19 protein-coding genes are annotated in these 18,326 nt (G+C 61.0%); 3 read left to right on the top strand and 16 right to left on the bottom strand.

Annotated elements, in window-relative coordinates; translation table 11 throughout:
• Positions 1-33: 33 nt before the first annotated feature.
• The 7 genes from DWQ09_04625 to DWQ09_04595 form a co-directional block, all read right to left on the bottom strand.
• Positions 34-831: an indole-3-glycerol phosphate synthase TrpC gene (locus DWQ09_04625; GenBank protein ID KAA3629853.1), complete on the bottom strand. Its 798-nt coding sequence runs from the start codon at positions 829-831 to the stop codon at positions 34-36.
• Positions 831-1,859 carry an anthranilate phosphoribosyltransferase gene (trpD, locus tag DWQ09_04620; protein KAA3629534.1) on the bottom strand — a complete coding sequence of 343 codons (1,029 nt, stop codon included), beginning with the start codon at positions 1,857-1,859 and terminating at the stop codon, positions 831-833. Before trpD ends, DWQ09_04625 begins: the two co-directional genes overlap by 1 nt.
• Positions 1,860-1,874: 15 nt before the next feature.
• Positions 1,875-2,453 carry an aminodeoxychorismate/anthranilate synthase component II gene (locus DWQ09_04615; protein ID KAA3629533.1) on the bottom strand — a complete coding sequence of 193 codons (579 nt, stop codon included), beginning with the start codon at positions 2,451-2,453 and terminating at the stop codon, positions 1,875-1,877.
• A gap of 46 nt (positions 2,454-2,499) precedes the next feature.
• Positions 2,500-2,877 carry a GxxExxY protein gene (locus DWQ09_04610; protein KAA3629532.1) on the bottom strand — a complete coding sequence of 126 codons (378 nt, stop codon included), beginning with the start codon at positions 2,875-2,877 and terminating at the stop codon, positions 2,500-2,502.
• A gap of 69 nt (positions 2,878-2,946) precedes the next feature.
• Positions 2,947-4,434: an anthranilate synthase component I gene (locus tag DWQ09_04605; protein ID KAA3629531.1), complete on the bottom strand. Its 1,488-nt coding sequence runs from the start codon at positions 4,432-4,434 to the stop codon at positions 2,947-2,949.
• 283 nt (positions 4,435-4,717) lie between these two features.
• On the bottom strand, positions 4,718-5,395 hold the full coding sequence (locus DWQ09_04600; GenBank protein ID KAA3629530.1) for a phosphoglycolate phosphatase: 678 nt from the start codon (positions 5,393-5,395) through the stop codon (positions 4,718-4,720).
• 93 nt (positions 5,396-5,488) lie between these two features.
• A complete protein-coding gene (locus tag DWQ09_04595) occupies positions 5,489-6,169 on the bottom strand; it encodes a ribulose-phosphate 3-epimerase (GenBank protein ID KAA3629529.1) in 681 nt (226 codons plus the stop codon).
• A gap of 110 nt (positions 6,170-6,279) precedes the next feature.
• Between DWQ09_04595 and DWQ09_04590 the strand changes: the two genes are divergently transcribed.
• Complete coding sequence (locus DWQ09_04590; GenBank protein ID KAA3629528.1) at positions 6,280-7,029, top strand: DUF3530 family protein; 750 nt, start codon at positions 6,280-6,282, stop codon at positions 7,027-7,029.
• A 19-nt stretch (positions 7,030-7,048) separates the two neighbouring features.
• A complete protein-coding gene (locus DWQ09_04585) occupies positions 7,049-7,507 on the top strand; it encodes a hypothetical protein (GenBank protein ID KAA3629527.1) in 459 nt (152 codons plus the stop codon).
• A gap of 79 nt (positions 7,508-7,586) precedes the next feature.
• Here DWQ09_04585 and DWQ09_04580 read toward each other — a convergent pair whose 3' ends face one another.
• The 7 genes from DWQ09_04580 to DWQ09_04550 form a co-directional block, all read right to left on the bottom strand.
• The gene (locus tag DWQ09_04580) at positions 7,587-8,432 is read right to left on the bottom strand and encodes a tRNA 2-thiocytidine(32) synthetase TtcA (protein ID KAA3629526.1); all 846 of its coding nucleotides are present in this window, start codon (positions 8,430-8,432) and stop codon (positions 7,587-7,589) included.
• A gap of 234 nt (positions 8,433-8,666) precedes the next feature.
• Entirely contained in the window at positions 8,667-10,853 is a 2,187-nt protein-coding gene (locus DWQ09_04575; GenBank protein KAA3629525.1) for a bifunctional 23S rRNA (guanine(2069)-N(7))-methyltransferase RlmK/23S rRNA (guanine(2445)-N(2))-methyltransferase RlmL, read from the bottom strand.
• 125 nt (positions 10,854-10,978) lie between these two features.
• The gene (locus DWQ09_04570; GenBank protein KAA3629524.1) at positions 10,979-11,242 is read right to left on the bottom strand and encodes a hypothetical protein; all 264 of its coding nucleotides are present in this window, start codon (positions 11,240-11,242) and stop codon (positions 10,979-10,981) included.
• Between the two features lie 191 nt (positions 11,243-11,433).
• The gene (locus DWQ09_04565) at positions 11,434-12,219 is read right to left on the bottom strand and encodes a co-chaperone DjlA (protein ID KAA3629523.1); all 786 of its coding nucleotides are present in this window, start codon (positions 12,217-12,219) and stop codon (positions 11,434-11,436) included.
• Between the two features lie 69 nt (positions 12,220-12,288).
• Positions 12,289-13,659, bottom strand: coding sequence for a hypothetical protein (locus DWQ09_04560; protein ID KAA3629522.1), 1,371 nt, complete (start codon positions 13,657-13,659; stop codon positions 12,289-12,291).
• A gap of 14 nt (positions 13,660-13,673) precedes the next feature.
• The gene (locus tag DWQ09_04555; protein KAA3629521.1) at positions 13,674-13,958 is read right to left on the bottom strand and encodes a DUF2249 domain-containing protein; all 285 of its coding nucleotides are present in this window, start codon (positions 13,956-13,958) and stop codon (positions 13,674-13,676) included.
• Positions 13,959-13,970: 12 nt separating this feature from the next.
• Positions 13,971-14,399 (bottom strand): hemerythrin domain-containing protein, encoded by a 429-nt coding sequence (locus DWQ09_04550; protein KAA3629520.1) that lies wholly within the window; start codon positions 14,397-14,399, stop codon positions 13,971-13,973.
• A 263-nt stretch (positions 14,400-14,662) separates the two neighbouring features.
• On the opposite strand from DWQ09_04550, the gene DWQ09_04545 reads away from it, so the two are divergent.
• Positions 14,663-15,349 (top strand): Crp/Fnr family transcriptional regulator, encoded by a 687-nt coding sequence (locus DWQ09_04545; GenBank protein KAA3629519.1) that lies wholly within the window; start codon positions 14,663-14,665, stop codon positions 15,347-15,349.
• Between the two features lie 11 nt (positions 15,350-15,360).
• On the opposite strand, the gene DWQ09_04540 is transcribed toward DWQ09_04545, so the two are convergent.
• On the bottom strand, positions 15,361-16,923 hold the full coding sequence (locus DWQ09_04540) for a cytochrome C oxidase Cbb3 (protein KAA3629518.1): 1,563 nt from the start codon (positions 16,921-16,923) through the stop codon (positions 15,361-15,363).
• Positions 16,924-17,049: 126 nt separating this feature from the next.
• Positions 17,050-18,237, bottom strand: a complete 1,188-nt coding sequence (nirJ, locus tag DWQ09_04535) for a heme d1 biosynthesis radical SAM protein NirJ (protein ID KAA3629517.1) — start codon at positions 18,235-18,237, stop codon at positions 17,050-17,052.
• Positions 18,238-18,326 lie beyond the last annotated feature (89 nt).

Genomic DNA, 18,326 nt, shown 5'->3' with positions numbered 1-18,326 from the left:
GGCAGCTTAACGCTCAATCGGACACCCCGAACCTCATCCAAACAACGTCTTTAGCTGTTCGCCTGGATCCTCGGCTCGCATAAACGCCTCGCCCACCAGAAAGGCGTGGACATTGTTGGCACGCATCAGATTCACATCGTCTCGACTCAGAATACCGCTCTCGGTCACCACGATACGATCGTTCGGGATCATCGCCAGCAGATCCAGCGTGGTGGAGAGACGCGTCTCGAAGGTGCGCAGATCACGGTTATTGATGCCGACAAGCCGGGTACCCAGCAGGAGTGCACGCTCGAGTTCCTGCGCATCGTGCACCTCGACAAGCACATCCATCCCCAAATGGTGCGCCAACCCGGTAAACTCCGACAGTTGTGCATCATCGAGCGCGGCAACGATCAAGAGAATGCAATCAGCCCCGAGCGTGCGCGCCTCGTAGATCTGATAGGGATCGACTACGAAATCCTTACGGATCACCGGTAACGTGCAGGCGTTGCGCGCCTCTTGAAGGGAAGCATCGGCGCCCTGGAAAAAATCGATGTCGGTAAGTACCGACAAGCACGCCGCGCCGCCGCGTGCGTAACTGGTGGCAATCTCGGCCGGATGGAAATCTTCTCGCAACACGCCTTTACTGGGCGATGCCTTTTTGATCTCGGCAACCACCGCGGCTTCACCCCTGGCGATGTATCGCGCCAAAGCCTCGGCAAAGCCACGTGGCGGTGATGCCTGAGCCAGACGCTGTTTGAGATCGCGGAGCGTCACGCGCTCACAACGTTTGGCAACCTCCTCTTTCTTGCGTTGCAGGATTCGCTTCAGGATGTCGGGCGTTGCAGCCATCATGCCCCCTTGGCCAGGCGCTGACTGACCGCGGCCAGTTGATCCAATCGTCCGGTGGCAGTGCCCGAATCCAGAATCTGCTCAGCCTTGCGCACGCCTGTCTCAAAAGAGGCTGCCAGACCCGCCACATAGAGTGCGGCACCGGCGTTCATCGCGACGATATCGCGCGCGGCGCCCTTTTCCCCGGCAAAAACCTGGCGGATGATGCCCAGGCTTTCATCGGCATCGCCAACCTTCAGCGAAGAGATATCGGCGCGCGTGAGCCCCACCTGCTCGGGTGTGATCTCGTAATTGCGAATGACGCCATCGCGCAGTTCGGCCACCTGCGTGTTCGCGCCGATACTGATTTCATCCATACCATCATCGGCGTGCACGATCATCACATGATGGCTGCCCAGCTTGTGCAACACCTCAGCCAACGGCTGCACCCATTCCTTGCTGAAGACACCCAACAACTGGTTGGGCGCACCCGCCGGATTGGTCAAGGGACCAAGGAGATTGAACACCGTGCGCACCGCCATCTCGCGCCGCGGCCCCACGGCGTACTTCATCGCACCGTGATGACGCGGTGCGAACATGAAACCGACACCCACCTCGTCGATACAGCGCGCCACCTGAGCCGGATCCAGATCGAGATTGACACCCGCTGCTTCGAGCAGGTCGGCACTGCCTGATTTCGAGGACACCGAGCGGTTACCGTGTTTGGCCACCCGTCCACCTGCCGCCGCGACAATGAAACAGCAGGCGGTGGAGATATTGAAAGTGGCAACGCCATCGCCGCCGGTACCCACGATGTCGACCACATGCTCGCTGCCGACCGCCACCCTGGTGGCCAACTCGCGCATGACGGTTGCCGCAGCGGCGATCTCGTCGACCGTCTCTCCCTTCATGCGCAGACCGATCAGAAACCCGCCGATCTGGGCCGGCGTTGCCTCGCCGGTCATAATGGTACGCATGACGCCGGCCATCTCATCACCGCTGAGATTCCGGCGCTCCGTGACCGCGCGTATCGCTGCTTGCAGATCCATGGAATGCTCCCGTAGCTAACTCTTGATGAAGTTTTCCAACAATTGGTGACCGTGTTCGGAGAGGATCGATTCCGGGTGAAACTGCACCCCCTCCACGTCGAGGGACCTGTGCCGAACACCCATGATCTCCTCCAGAGTGCCGTCGGCGCGCTCTGTCCACGCCGTGATCTCCAGGCACTGCGGCAAGCGACCCTGGTCGATGACCAGCGAATGATAGCGGGTCGCGGCAAAGGGCGTCGGCAGCTTCGCGAAGACACCACTGCCATGATGATGCACATCCGAGAGTTTGCCGTGCATCACGTGACCCGCGCGCACGATTCGACCCCCAAACGCCTGGCCTATGCATTGATGCCCGAGGCAGACGCCAAGGATGGGGACCTTGCCGGCGAAGTGTTGAATCAGCGGCACCGAGATACCCGCCTCGTTCGGCGTACAGGGACCCGGCGATACCACGATGCGCTCGGGCTGCAACGCCTCGATCTCTGCGATCGAAATCTGATCGTTGCGGTAGACGCGTACATCCGCACCCAATTCGCCCAGATACTGGACCAGGTTGTAGGTAAAGGAGTCGTAATTGTCGAGCATTAACAGCATTGAGTTCTTTCAACGCAAAGGCGCTAAGACGCAAAGGACGCAAGAGCTACAATTTATTAACCACCCGCTTTATGCCATCCTTCAGCAACGGAACATGAAAGTTGATCAAAAGTCCCAGTCGCCGATTTGCCAGCCGCAGATACGATAGCAGTTGTGCTGCATGCACGGGCAAGAGTGTATCCACCGACTTAACTTCCACAATAATCAATCCTGAAACCTCCAAATCCAATCGATAGGCAGTACCGAACTTCAAACCTTTGTAGGACGCATTCAGTGGCACTTCCTCAGCGCACTTCAGATCCCGCAACCCTAGTTCAAGTGCAAGGCTTCGCCTATATACCGATTCCAGGAGCCCCGGCCCCAGCGTCCGGTGTACCTCAAGCGCTGCATCGACTACTTCTCTCGCGATCCTGTTCTCTTCAATGGCTTCACCATTGCGTCCTTTGCGTCTTTGCGTCTTTGCGTCTTTGCGTCTTTGCGTTGATTCTTTAGATCATTTCTCTGCTTGATCCAACCCCGCCTGCGCCATCGTCACGGCACGGAAAATCGCGCGGGCCTTATTCATGGTCTCATCCCACTCGTTGCGCGGTACGGAATCGGCCACGATACCGGCACCGGCCTGGATATGGAGCAGACCCTCCTTGATCACCGCCGTACGGATGGCGATGGCGGTGTCGAGATTGTCGTTCCAACCGATATAACCCACCGCGCCAGCGTAGATCCCGCGCTTGACCGGTTCCAACTCGTCGATGATCTCCATGGCGCGGATCTTGGGCGCGCCGCTCACGGTGCCCGCGGGAAAAGTGGCGCGCAAGGCATCGATGGCCGACATCCCGGCATGCAACCGCCCCTGCACATTGGAGACGATATGCATCACATGCGAGTAACGTTCGATCAACATCTGCTCGGTAAGCTCTACGCTGCCGATCTCGGAGACCCGTCCCACATCATTGCGCCCCAGATCGATCAGCATCAGATGCTCGGCACGCTCCTTGGGATCGGCAAGCAGATTCTCCTCCAGTGCCTCATCCTCCTCCTGCGTCGCACCGCGCGGCCGCGTGCCGGCGATGGGACGCACGGTGATCACGCCGTCTTCGACGCGGGTGAGAATCTCCGGCGACGAACCCACCACCTGAAAATCCTCCAGATCCAGAAAGAACATATAGGGTGAGGGGTTGAGAGTGCGTAGCGCACGGTAAAGGTCCAGTGGCGCAGCCGCGAAGGGAATCGAGAGGCGCTGCGACAACACCACCTGCATGCAGTCGCCGGCCACGATGTACTCCTTTACACGCTCGACGGCGGTTTCAAATCCCTGCTGCGTGAATCCCGAGACAAAATCCCCCTCCACGACTTTACGCGCAGAGCCTGCGCCCACGGCTTGCGGCGTCGCGCGCCGCAGGCGCGCCTCCAACTCATCGATGCGATAGTGCGCATGGGCCAGGGGATCGGTGGTTGCGGGATCGGCGTGGACGATGACGTGCAATTTGCCGCTCAGATTGTCGAACACCACCACCTCGTCCGACACCATGAGCAGGATATCGGGGTTGTGCAGAGGATCGGGCAAGGGGCATTCCCCCAGTTTTGGCTCCACGTAGCGCACCGTGTCGTAGCCGAAGTAGCCCACCAGACCACCGGTGAACTTCGGGAGTCCCGGCAGGTGTGGGACGCGATAGCGCGACTGAAACGTCTCGATCCAGGCCAGCGGATCGCGGCATTCGGCGGACTCGATCACCGTGCCGCCACGGGTCACCTGGACCGCGTGGCCGCGCACCTCCACAATCGTGCGGGCCGGCAGGCCGATAATGGAGTAACGCCCCCATTTTTCACCGCCCTGAACCGACTCCAGCAGGTAACTGTAGGCGCCATCGCAGAGCTTCAGATAAGCACTCAGCGGGGTATCGAGGTCCGCCAGAATCGTACGGGCGACGGGTATGCGGTTGTAATCTTGCGCGACGAGCGCTTGAAAGAATTCGGGCGTCATCTTCACCACCTGACGGAACGAAACGGTCGGAACAGCACAGTGTAACTACGATGGGTCAGCAGCCTGACAGGCTTAGGGGATCGTGACGAACAGAGAGGGAGAGCGGAGCCATTGTTCCGATTGTTCGTGGAAAATAGTTGTCACTAGTCGACGAGAGGAATCGGGAGAAGGGGCCGCTCTCCAACCGGCGCAGCCGATCACGCCTGAGTCTGTCAGGCTGCTGTCACCATCGCCATCGCAGCATGGCGTCCGGCAGTTGGGTCCGATCAATGGCGTTCATGGCTCATGCGGCTTGTCGGAGCAGTTCGACCAGTTGGGTCAGGTTGTCGATGACGGCGTCGGGGCCAGCCTCGTTGATATCCTCGCCGTGATTGTACCCGTAGGGCACGCAGACGATCTGAGCGCCGGCGGCTCGCGCCGCCTGCACGTCGTTGCGGGAATCGCCCACCATCAACGTGCATTCGGCAGGAACTTTAAAGAACTCGGCCGCATACCGCAAGGGTCGCGGATCAGGCTTTTTCACCGGCAGCGTATCGCCGCTGACCTGCAATCCCAGCAGCGCAGCGATCCCCAATCCTTCCAGCAGCGGCGCGGTAAAGCGCGCCGGCTTGTTGGTGATGCACGCCATCGGGTAGCCCAGGTGATGCAACTGCTTCAAGCCCTCCTCCACACCCGGAAAGAGCCGGCTGTCGACCATCACGTGTCCGGCATAGATCTCGAGAAACAGGGGATAAGCGCGGTCGAAAAGTTCGGCATCGGGTTCATCCTGCATGGCGCCGGTCAGCGCGCGCTTGACCAGACGCTCGGCGCCGTTGCCCACCCAGTGCCGCACCGCCGTCTCACCCGCCGGTGATCGGCCGAGCTCGGTGAGCATCCGATCGACGCTGTAGGCGAGATCCGGGGCGCTGTCGACCAGCGTGCCATCGAGATCGAAAAGAATCGCTTGGGGATTGCGCAACATCAGCGCCGACTCCGGTTGGCAGGGCAACGAAAGGTGCGCAGGGTATCACATGCCGTGATCACCCACCCGCACGGACGACCACCCGATCGTCGCTCAGGCGGCGTTGCGCACCGCCGCCAATTCACGGCGCATCGCATCCACAGTGGCCTTGTAATCGGGTGTGTTGAAGATGGCGGAGCCGGCGACGAAGGTGTCGGCACCTGCCGCGGCGATCTCGGCGATATTGTCCACTTTCACGCCACCATCGATCTCCAGGCGAATATCACGCCCGCTCGCATCGATGATCTGACGCGCCTCACGCAGCTTGTCCAGGGTGGCGGGAATGAACTTCTGACCACCGAAGCCGGGATTGACCGACATCAGCAGCACCATATCGACCTTGTCCAGCACCCAGCGCAGGCAATCGAGCGGCGTTGCGGGATTGAACACCAGGCCCGCTTTGCAGCCGCAGTCGTGAATCAGTTGCAGACTGCGATCGATGTGTTCGCTCCCCTCCGGGTGGAAGGTGATCCAGCTGGCACCCGCGTCGGCGAAATCGGGGATGATGCGATCAACCGGCTTGACCATCAGATGCACGTCGATATCCGCTGTCACACCATGGTTGCGCAGCGCCTTGCAGACCAGCGGTCCGATGGTGAGATTGGGCACGTAGTGGTTGTCCATCACATCGAAGTGGACCACATCCGCCCCAGCGGCCAGCACGTTGTTGACCTCTTCGCCCAGGCGCGCGAAGTCCGCGGACAGGATGGAAGGGGCGATCCAGAAATCGTTCATGGCTAACACCTTTGGCAGCGTTCAGGCAGTCTGACCCGCATTGTAGCGTCTCGATGTTCCAAGCTGGCTTATAATTTCTTATCTGAACATAAAGGGTTTCATGGGGCACCGTGCTGAAACGATTGACTCCGCTAACGCTGATTCTGGTCCTGAACTCGCCGGCGGCACCGGCCGCCGATACAGCGCCACTGGCGCTGGAGCAGGGGCAATGGGTGGAAATAGCCGGCGCCGACAGCCCCTTTGCTGCAATCCTCACCCCGCAACGCGGCGCCAAAGCGGCGGGCGCTATCCTGCTCATCCCGGACCAGGAGAGCCATCCCGATCGCCGCGATGCCACCGGCGTACTGCGCGCAAACCTACCCGAGTTCGGCTGGACGACCCTGGCGATCACGCTCTCCCCGGCGGCCCCGAATGGTCAGACCGACGCGGATCTGCGCCGCATCGGGGCGGCCCTCGCCTACCTGCAGCAGCAAAAAGCCACGCGGATCGTAGTAATCGGGCACGGTCGTGGCGCAACGCTGGCCGCCGCCTATCTGGCCTCCCAACCTCAGGCGCCCGTCGCCGGCCTGGTCGCCCTTGGCTGGTACGATCCCGACGATGCGGAGGGCAACCTCAGCGCGGCAACCGCACTGGCGAACTTCACAACCCCGGTCTACGATCTATACGGCAGCCGCGATCTGAACAAGGCAACCCGGCAAGCGGCTGAACGCCTGGCCGCCGCAGGTGATGCGAACCGCGTTTACCGCCAGCAGACCGTGGAGGGGGCCGACCACGATTTCACCGGCCTCGACCACGCGCTGGTGCAACGTGTACGCGGCTGGATGCAGGTACAAGTCCTGCGCAACTCACCTCTTCGCTAACGCAGAAAGCCCGCACCCCATGGGTATCGCCCTGTCACTGCACCTGCTCGCCGCCACCGTCTGGGTCGGCGGCATGTTCTTCGCCTACCTCTGCCTGCGCCCGGTGGCCGCCGCGCAGCTCGAACCGCCGCTGCGCCTGACGCTCTGGAGTCAGGTCTTTGCCCGGTTCTTCCGCTGGGTGTGGCTGGCGGTAGTGCTGCTGCCCGTCACCGGCTACTGGATGGTCTTTGCCGGATTCGGCGGTATGGAAAACGTGAGTTGGTCGACCCACACCATGCAGGCCACGGGCCTGCTGATGATCGCCATCTATCTGTTTCTCTTCTTCGGGCCCTACCCGGAACTGCGCCGGGCGGTGAGCGACCAGCGCTGGCCCGACGGCGCCGCGGCGCTGAACCGTATCCGCCAGCTGGTGCTGACCAATCTGATCCTGGGACTGATTACGGTGGCGGTGGCCGGCAGCGGGCGGTGGCTGCGTTAACTGAGAAAAGATTCCCACGCAAAGATGCCAAGTGCGCCAGGAATTTTGATTCGCATCCTGGCGCGAGGCCGTCTTTGAATTACTCGCCCCGTCCGCCCATTAGCCAATCGATACCCTCCAGTGCCTGATCCTTCCGCCCGAGACCGGCGAAATCGAACAGCGACGTGTCGGCCAGGTGTGACGGCACCACGTTCTGCAGCGCGGCGAAGATGGTCTCCACGCGTCCGGGGAAGCGTTTCTCCCATTCGCGCAGCATCTCCTTGACCACCTGACGCTGCAGGTTATCCTGCGATCCGCACAGGTTGCAGGGGATGAGCGGAAACGCCTGCGCCTCGGCGTAGGCTTCAATATCGGTCTCGCGACAATAGGCCAGCGGTCGAATGACGATGTGGCCATCGCCCTCGCTTTGCAGCTTGGGCGGCATCGCCTTCAGCTTGCCGCCGAAGAAAAGGTTGAGGAACAGGGTCTCGACGATGTCGTCGCGGTGATGACCGAGCGCGATCTTGGTCATATTGTGCTCGCGGGCGAAGGTGTAGAGCACGCCGCGGCGCAGACGCGAGCAGAGGCTGCAGGTGGTCTTGCCCGCCGGGATGATCTCCTGCACCACACTGTAGGTATCCTGTTCGATGATGTGGTAGGGCACACCGATCGATTCCAGATAGTGCGGCAGCACCTGTTCCGGAAAACCGGGTTGCTTCTGATCGAGATTGACCGCTATCAGCTCGAAGTCCACCGGCGCGCTGCGGCGCAGGCCGAGCAGGATGTCGAGCATTGCATAGGAGTCCTTGCCACCGGAGAGGCACACCATCACCCGATCGCCGGCCTCGATCATATTGAACTCCTGGATCGCCTTGCCGACGTTGCGGCGCAGACGTTTGGCCAGTTTATTGAACTCCAGTTTCTCTTTGTACGCGGCGACGGACATAACTAGAACCTATCTCAGAATCCCCTGCGAGCGAAGCGGCGAAAGCCGCGAATGGGTGTATTGAATTTCTTCAACGCCAAGGTCGCGAAGAACAGATCATTCGATTAAAAAAGTTCGTTTCTCCTTGGCGTTCTATGCGTCTTGGCGCCTTTGCGTTAGAACAACTCAATCAAGATTCGCGGCTTTCGCAGCTCCAACAAGGGCGCGACATTCTAACGCAACTTTTCGAGCGGATCAGGCGCGGCTCATCTTCCAGCAACGGTGAATGCGCGGATTGCGAGCGAAATCCCTGGGCAGCGTCTGGCGGCTGATCTCCTCGATGCTGAGATTACCCAGCGCCGACTCATCGAGTTTGAAACGCCGGAAGTTGGTGGAGAAGAGCAGCACGCCGCCGGGTTCCAACAGGCTCACGGCGTTGCGGATCAGCTCCGCATGATCGCGCTGGGTATCGAACGTCCCCTCCATGCGCTTGGAGGTGGAGAAAGTGGGAGGATCGAGAAAGATCAACCCGTAGCGCTGCCCGGATTCGCCCGCCTGCGCGATCAGCCACTCCCGGCAGTCGGCCTGGATCAGGCTGTGTTGGTCCCCCGTCATGCCGTTGAGGGAGAGGTTGCGCCTGGCCCAATCCAGATAGGTGCGTGACAGGTCCACGCTGGTGGTGCTCCTGGCACCTCCGGCCGCCGCGTAGACGGTCGCGGTGCCTGTATAGCAGAAGAGATTGAGGAAACGCCGCCCCTGGGCGAGTTTGCGCAGCAGCGCGCGGGTCGGACGGTGATCGAGAAACAGGCCGGTATCGAGATAGTCGGTGAAGTTGACGGAGAAGCGCAGCCCGCCCTCGATGACGGTGTGAAATTCCCGTTGCGCGGCCTGTTTCTCATACTGCGCCTTGCCGCGCTGGCGACGACGCACTTTGAGGTGTACCGCTTCGGGGGTCACCTCCAGGACAGCGGGCAACACGGACAACGCCTCGGCGAGGCGTGCCTGCGCCTTGCGCTCCGGCACCGACTCCGGCGCCTCATACTCCTGCACGTGCACCCAGCGACCCCGTTCGCCCTGGTAGAGATCGACCGCCAGGTTGTACTCGGGCATATCGGCATCGTAGAGCCGGTAGCAGTTCACCCCGTTATCGCGCGCCCAACGCGACAGTGCCTTGCGGTTCTTGGTCAGGCGATTGGCGAACATGCGCGCACCGGGGGAATCCGGGTTGCCCTCCGCTGCGCTCGGAACGGTCCCCGGCGGTGGGCGATCGACGTACCAGCGCGGTTCGATCTCGAAATGCAGCAACTGACACTCCAGCGCGCCATTGAACAGTTTATTGATACGCCGCGCCTTGATCCCCATGTGTTTGCCCAGCTCGGGATTACCGGTGAAAACGGCCGCGCGCCAACCGCTGAACTGATCGCGCAGTCGTTGACCGAGTTGGCGATAGAGCGCGCCCAACGTCTCCTGCTCACCCATTCTTTCGCCGTAGGGCGGGTTGGTGACCACCAAGCCGGTAGCGGTAATCTGCGCGGGCCGGGTCAGTTCGGCCAGATCCCGGCGTGTGACAGCGATGTATTCGCCCACCCCGGCACGCTGCGCATTGGCCTGCGCCATCGCCACAGCAGCGCCGTCACTATCGAAACCGTAGAGTCGGGGAATGCGCCGACGGCCTGCCTCCCAACGCTGCTGCGCCGCGGCGCGCAACCCCTTCCACAATGCATCGTCGTGCTGCAGCCAACCGAGAAAACCGAAAAAGTCGCGCCCTAAACCCGGTGCGCGATCCCCTGCCATCAATGCCGCTTCGATGAGCAGCGTCCCGGACCCACACAGGGGATCGACCAGCGCGCCGCCCTGCGTCGCCAGCGCAGGCCAGCCGGCGCGGGCCAGGATGGCGGCCGCCAGATTCTCTTTCAGCGGTGCGCCGCCGCCCTCCGTGCGATAGCCGCGCCGATGCAGACCCTCACCGGCGAGATCGATACTGACGGTGACCTGCGACCGCTTGAAATGCACGTGCAGCGACAGATCAGGGCGCTCGAGGCGCACATCGGGCCGCACACCCGTGCGCTCGCGCAGGCGATCGACAACCGCGTCCTTGATGCGTTGCGCGATGAACTGAGTATGGGTCAGTGCGCCGTGTTGCTGGGTCGCATGGACCGCCAGTGTTGCCGTCGAATTCAGGTGCGACTCCCAGGCGATGGCATGCGCGCCGGCATAGAGCGCATCGGCATCCTGCGCTTCGAACTGCGCCAGCTGCAAAAGAATACGCGAGGCAAACCGCGACCACAGGCAGGCGCGGTAGGCCACCGTGATGTCACCGCGAAACACGACGCCGGCCCCCGCGTCACGGCATTCTGTCGCGCCCAGCTTCTGCAGCTCGGCGACCAGAAGATCGGCAACGCCGCGGGGGGCGACGGCAAACAGATTCAGGGGTGAGTGCATGAGGCACGGGACGGTGAAGTGGGCGCGCGATTATAGCGAACGCCCCTGTGCTTGGCGATGCACGGAAAAAGGTAGCGTGATGAAGCCGCGCCTGGCGCAGCGGGTTGCCGATCCCGCGCCTGCCCTCAATCGACAACCGCTCCCTGTCCCTGAACCCGACGCAGCGCTGCGCTGACGGTCAGATCGGCACTGTCGCGGGCCTCCGCCAGCGCCCGGCGACGCTCGGTATTGGAGGCGAGGCCAAAGTCCAGCGCCTCTTCGTTGCCTGGGCAGGGCTCGATAGGGAAGACCGGGTGGTACTCTGAACGCGGCGGCGCGGGCTGCTGGCCACTCCGGGGCATCAGCTCGATAAATACCCCGCGCGCCCATCGACCAGCGCGAAACGTCACTCTCGACGGCCGGGTGCTGCTATCAGGCAACCCCACTGTCCATCTCAGCCAAGCGACGTACTACCTGTTTGTTGTTGGAGACTGCCCTGCAAACTGCACACTCCGGAACCCGGTAAATACCCTGGAATAACAAAAGGTTGCAGATTGGAGTATGGCGCCCGCCCGGCAGTATCCGGCAAGTGTTGCAAAAGTCAGCGGAAACCGCGGGCCGCTTTTATCTGTTCGTAGGCACTCTTGATCTCGTGCGTCTTCTGCGCCGCAAGCTTCATCATCTCCTCGGGCAAGCCCTTGGCCACCAGCTTGTCGGGGTGGTGCTGATTGAGCAGGCGACGATAGGCCTTTTTGATCTCCGCCTCACCGTTCTGCGGCGTGACGCCCAGCAGTGCGTAGGCATCGGCAATGCTGGCCGGCCGGTCGCCGTTGCGATTGTAGTGGCGTTCCGCACCCGCCATCCCCTCCAATTGAGCGAACTCGGCGCGGGAGATGCCCAGGCGGTCACAGATATGCAGGAGCAGAGCCCGCTCCTCGTGAGCCAGTTCGCCATCGGCGAGCGCCGCCTGGAGTTGGATCTCCACAAACAGGCGCAGCAGCGTATGGCGACGATGACATTCGCGGCGGAACTGCTCCAGGGCCGCATCCAGTGGAAAACCTGGTTTCTTGCCCTCGGTGAAAAGGCGCATGGCGGTGAGTTTGAGATCGGGGTTCAACTCCATCTTCGACATCACCGAGCGGGCGGCGATGATCTCGTCTTCGCTCACCCGGCCGTCAGCCTTGCAGATATGTCCCATCACCGAGAAGGTGGCGGTAAAGAAGGCGGTCTGGACACGCTGTTGATCACCCAGGCGCCAGCCGTTCCCGCGAAAATCACGCAGGCTTTTATCGAAGCCGTGCCCGAGCGCAGCGCCCAGTATCGCGCCCAACGGCCCGCCGATCAGATAGCCGAATGCCCCTCCGAGCAGTTTCCCCCACCAGCCCATGCCAAACCCTGCGCAGGCGTTACCCGCCGGCAACGCGTCAAGAATCACGCCATTGTATACGAAGGGTGATCAGCGATGTGCCGAAGGAGAGGTGGTTTCAACAGGCGGTGCCACCGCTGGTCTGGTCATACGAAGGTGGTGTTTACGGTAGGTAAACGAGGCACCCACTATGTTCCAGAGCAACAGTGCGAAGGAGATGAAAAAAGCGACGGCGGACAGATGAGTCAGAAACACCGGATAGACGATCGCCCCCAGCAACAGCACCATCGCGACCTGATGAACCCGCAGCTGCCGCCGTGCCCATAGATCGGGCACGATCTGCTTCATATTCGGTACCCGCACCAGGGTGACATTAGTGGCGCTCAGCATCTCATTCTGCAGATGGAACCAGACCAGAAACGGCACGATCTTGTACAGCATCCCATTGACCACCGAGAGCGCAAACCCGCCGAGCAGCAGACTACCCAGCAGCAACGGATAGCCGCGGTAGTGGGCAAACTGCGGGACCAGTTGCGCCACCAGCCAGACCAGCCCGGAGAGTACCGCGCACACCATCCCCACGCGCCAGAAATCGGTAGTGACATCAGCCAGACGCCGGCGGCGTTGTGACTGCAGACGCAAGGTGACGATGGCAAAGACAGCGAAAGCACCCAACAGTACGACACCACCGATTCGCCCCACCCACACCCAGCCGGGGTTCCACCAGAAGGCCAGCAGATCACCCACACTCCAGGTCAGCAGCCCGGCAAAAATCACCTTGATCAGCCAGCGGCGCATCCAGTCAGGATAATTGGGTGTGATCTGAAACATGGGCACCACCTGGAAGGAGACACCGACCAGCAGCAGGCCGATCCAACCGGCGATACCCCATCCCAGGTGCGCATCGGTGAGCGGGAATCGATACAGCGGCACATCCTCAAGGGCGTGCCCGAAAGCCAGGACCAACCCCAGGCCAAGCGTCAGTGCCAGGGCGATCACGGCGAGTTCCATACCCAGCACCGTGTCGTGAGCGCGCGGTGCGCGCAGCAGCGTCTGCAGGGCGATAACCACGAAACCGGTGATTCCCAGACCCAGAAAGATCACGGCCACCAGCATCCAGCCGCTGCCCAGACCCAGCAGACCAATTCCCAGACCAGCGACGCCGATAATCAACGCACCGTGGACGATCCCCCCCAGCAGCCGCGGCCGGGCAGCGGGTGACCCCGCTATCACCGCCACCATCTGGATTACCGCACCCACCATCACCATCACCAACACCCCCAGCGTGATGAGATGCGTGAGTGCCAACAACGTCGGCGACCAGCGTGTGGCCAGGGCATCCGGCCCTGCCCATAGCAGCAACAGCGCAGCGGCCATGCCGAACAGCGGTGCCGTCAGGAAAAACCTAAACGGGGTATCGAGCGGTGGCGCCTTGTCAAAGGCCAGATCAGCGTTGTACATGGACGAGTATCGCTTCAGCCATCGCGAGCAGCGATAGCCATCACCGCCCGCCGGGCGATCTCGTCGTCTGCGCGATAGATCAGAACTTCGATGGGCATACCTTCCCGCGTATACCAAGCCATCCCCAGCCGCTCGAGCATGGGATATAGCAGATGCGGCTCCTGGCGATGGATCATGCGTATGTACTCGCCCGCCTGGAGATCGCGCACCGCTTCAAGCGCGCGCTCCATCGGCTCGCACGGCTCCAACTCGCTGACATCGAGAAACCGCTCCCTGGCTTCTCGTTCAGCATCTACCATGGCCGCACCGATCTAGCGTTGCTGCATACGATCCAGCACATCGGTTCCCCCCAGAGCCTGATCGGTCATTGGATAGAGGATCTGCTCCTCTTTGACGTTGTGCTGCTGCATCATGATCAGCAGCGTTTCGGAAACTCCCAGATAGGTATCGACGTCCTGCGCATGCAGCGCGGCTGCCAATTGGCGGATCAGATCGCGCATCTGCTCGTGCTCCATGCGCATCATCTGCGTCGGACCCATGGTGTTTCCGGTGGCCTGTTCGAACTCGGGAAACAGGGTCTCCTCCTCCATCCCCAGATGACGCTCCATCGCCTGCTGGAAGCCCTCGAACTGGACCGCGGCACTCTCCCAATCCTGAGTGCTGACGGCCTCTTCGGCGCTTGCGAACCGCTCGTCGCAGGCACGGTGATCCTGCGTCATGTACTGACTGATTTGACTCAACGACCTATCCTCCAAGTGAGTAAGTGCATGTTAATACTTGCGATAACCGACACCATGGCGCCCAATGCGGGTGGCAATACAGCCTGTCGTATCCCTCCTTTTATCCCCGCAGGACGGTGCCGCCTTATTGGCAAGTATTAATCGGCCCTTGTACTATTGCGTGGCGCCGCCGAAACGTCCTTGATCAGGATCAACCCCCTACTGTTGATCAGGCATCGCAAAGAAGTATTTAAGATACAAGTTAGGGGCACTGATTATCCAACATGAGTACCCAATCGGTCAAAACTGCCTTAGCCGCCGTTCCCCTCTTCCAGGAAGTCGCCGACAGTCACCTTACGGTGATTGCTGCGGAATCCCGTGAATTGACCGTCAAGCGTGGCGCGATACTGTTCAACAAAGGCGACCCCAGCAACGGCTTCTATTTCGTGATTGAAGGTCAGATCAAGCTCGCCTTCCTGACCGAGGACGGCAACGAGAAGGTTCTGGAAATCATCCCCAGTGGCATGAGCTTCGCGGAGGCGGTGATGTTTCTGCGCCGTCCCACCCCGGTCTATGCGCAAGCCACGCGCGAGAGCCGCTTGATATTCATCCCCCGCGATGCGGTTTTCCGCGAGGTCGAGGCCGATCCGCAGTTCGCCCTGGCTATGCTCTCGGGATTGGCGATGCGCCTGCACCGCATCGTGCACGATGTGGAGGACATCACTCTCCACTCCTCCATGCAGCGCGTGATCGGTTACCTGCTGCGCGATGAGATCGGCGGCGACAAGGATCATGGCGCTTATACCCTGGAATTGTCGGCGAGTAAGGCGCTGATCGCTTCGCGCCTCAACCTGACTCCCGAGACCTTTTCACGCGTCCTGCACCACCTGCAGGACGAGGGTCTCGTCACCGTACGGGCCCGCACCATTCACATCCCCGATGTTTGCAAACTGATCAGCTTTGGCGCCTGAACGAGGCGCTGCTAATGTGAAGTGCCTGCGGAGAGCCTGGTCTTGTTCCAGACGTTGTACTTGCCCGAGGGTTTGACCATGGGCAGACGTTTGACCTCCTCGAAGCTAGCCGCGTCATAAACCACAATCGCACCCTCGTTGTCCCAGATGCTGAGCAGCGCGTAGCGGCCATCTTTGGTAAATTCCACATGGGCCGCCGTTTTGCCGGGCGCCGGTTTCAGCGTCTTGACGATTTCGAGCGTACGTTTGTCGATCACATGGACCTCGTCGCGATGCTCGCCGAAAAAGACATCAACCCAGGCGTAGGGTGTGTTTTCGTGGCTGCGCATGAAAAAACCCGGTCCGTGTGTGGGGATCTTTTTGATCAGCTCCCAACTCTTCATGTCGATGATGCTGATGGAGGCTTCGCGCAGATTGGGTGTCGCCATGATGGTGCGCCCCTGATGCTCCCAGGTGATCCCGGATGCCAGGTGCGGCATGCCCGGCAGCTCGGGCTGCGCGATCACGCGTTTGGCATCGAGATCCACCACCTCGCTTTTCCCCTCCCGTGAAGCTCCGATCAGCAGGATGTAGTCCTGGTCGAAGAAGAAATCATCGAGGTAGTGGTTGACCTTGATGGTGCGCACCGGAAACCGCCCCTGCGCATCGCCCTCGCCGGAATCTTCGCGGTAATCGTGCATCCATTTGCCGAAGCCCATCGGCCGTGTGGCCTCGTAGTTGATCTCCCACACCTCCTTGAGATCCTTGAGCGCGACGACGAAGCTGTGGCGCGGTTTCGCCGTATAGACCGCGCTGACCCGCGAACTCCTGCCCGTCTCATCCACCACCGGAATCACTTTGAGAAGCTCCAGATTCTCTGTATCCAGCGCCACCAGGGTATGCGGCAGATAGTTGGCCACCATGATGGTCCTGCCATCGGCGGATACGGCGAGATTGCGGGTATTGATGCCGGCACGAATCTCGGCGACCACCTTGAGGTTGTAGAGATCGAATTTGCTCACCCAACCGTCGCGCGAGGCGAGATAGATAAACCGCCCGTCGGGTGAGTACTTGGGGCCGCCGTGCAGATTGAGACGCGTCTGGAAACGGTGAATCGGTTCCAGCTTGTCGCCGTCGAGAATCGTGGCGTGATGATCGCCCAGCTCAACGGCGATGAAGAGATTCATCACATCGGCGTTGAATACCGGCGTATCGCCGAGCTGCGCCTGCTGAAAATGGATGAGCCGGCTGGATCTGATCTCGCTCTCGCCCCACACCGGAGTTTCTGACAGCGGCGTGTAGATATAGGCCACCAGTTGGTCGATCTCGGCGTCGTTGAGCTTCTCTGCAAAGGGTGGCATCTGGGTAGCGATGCGCCCGCTCCTGATCGTCCTGGCCGCTTCGGGTTTGCGCAGTCGTACCATATTCTCCGGAAGCAGCGCCGGGCCCATGGCACCCAGCCGCCCCAATCCGTGGCACTCGCCGCAGTGTTGGCGATAGAGCGATTCGCCATCTGCCGTGGCAGCGAAGGCACTAAGCGATGGCAACCCGCTCAAGATGACCAGGGCAACTCCAAATAGTGACTGTAAACGCATTTAGAACCTCTGCAATCTCGCGCAAAGACGCAAAGACGCAAAGACCGCGAAGAGAATCTTACGGATCAAACCCAGCCTTACAGTCATACGTGTGCTCGGTAGTGTCCGTACCTCAAACATTCCGATTCACCCCTTTGCGACCTTGGTGTCTTTGCGCGACACAAAAGTGCCCTCATTCAAACCGATCTCCTCGTCCGTGAGATAACAGCCGGGATCCTCAGCCCAGTAATCGCCGGTCATCTGATGCGCGCGAGTGCGTGTGTTGCCGTTGCAGATGTCGAGTGCAGCACAGGCGCCGCAGCGTCCGGTGACCGGGCGCGGGCGCTGCTTGAGTCCCGCCATCAGCGGATCGCTGAGATCCATCCAGATTTTCGAGAACGGACGCTCGCGCACGTTGCCGATGGTGTGGTGCCACCACATGGTATCGGGGTGCACCTTGCCTTCGTTGTCGATATTGGCGACGTTGACGCCCGTCGCGTTGCCGCCCCACTGCACCAGCCGCCGGCGCAGCGTTTCAAGCTGTTGCGGAAACCGTCGCGCCGCCCACTGCAACAGATAGACGCCGTCGGCATCGTTGTTGCCGGTGACGAACTCCTGATGCTCACCCCGTTCCAGGGCGGCGAGTGCGGTATCGAAGAGCAGATCCATGGCATCGCGGGTCATGCGATGGTGGGCATCGTCACGGCGGTTCGTGTTGCCGCGACCGGCGTAGTTGAGGTGCGAGAGATAGAACTTGTCGATCTTCTCGCGCTGCATCAGATCGAGCAGCGCCGGCAGGTCATGGACGTTGTCGCTGGTGAGCGTGAAACGCAGCCCCACCTTGATGCCGTGTTCGCGGCAAAGACGCAAGCCGCTCAGCGCGGCGTCAAACGCGCCCTTCTTGCGGCGAAATCGATCATGAGTTTCGCGCGTGCCATCGATACTGATACCCAGATAGTCATACCCCACCGCGGCGATGGCATTGATGTTGGATTTGTCGATCAGCGTCCCGTTGGTGGAGAGCGCGGTGTAGAAACCCATCGCTTTCGCGCGGTGCGAGATCTCGAAAATATCGGGCCTCAGCAAGGGTTCGCCGCCCGAGAGTATCAGCACCGGAACGCGAAAACCCTTGAGGTCGTCCATCACCGCATAGACCTCATCGGTGTCCAGTTCGCCGGGGAAATCCTTGTCGGCCGAGATGGAGTAACAGTGCTTGCAGGTGAGGTTGCAGCGGCGCACCAGATTCCAGATCACCACCGGTCCGGGTGGCTGACGTGGTGGACCCAGCGGCGTGGGTTCGAGCAGAGTATTGATGTAGTGCGTTATACGGAACATTAAGCCTAATCTCGCGCTAAGACGCCAAGGCGCCAAGGAGTGCCAAGCGATCTGTTGTCAGTTGAGACCACGTGCATACACGCGCTCCC

It is taken from the genome of Pseudomonadota bacterium, assembly GCA_008501635.1.
Taxonomy (GTDB): Bacteria; Pseudomonadota; Gammaproteobacteria; order QQUJ01; family QQUJ01; genus QQUJ01.
Note: the sequence above shows the minus strand (reverse complement) of the source record. Positions and strands in the feature narration are given on the sequence as shown.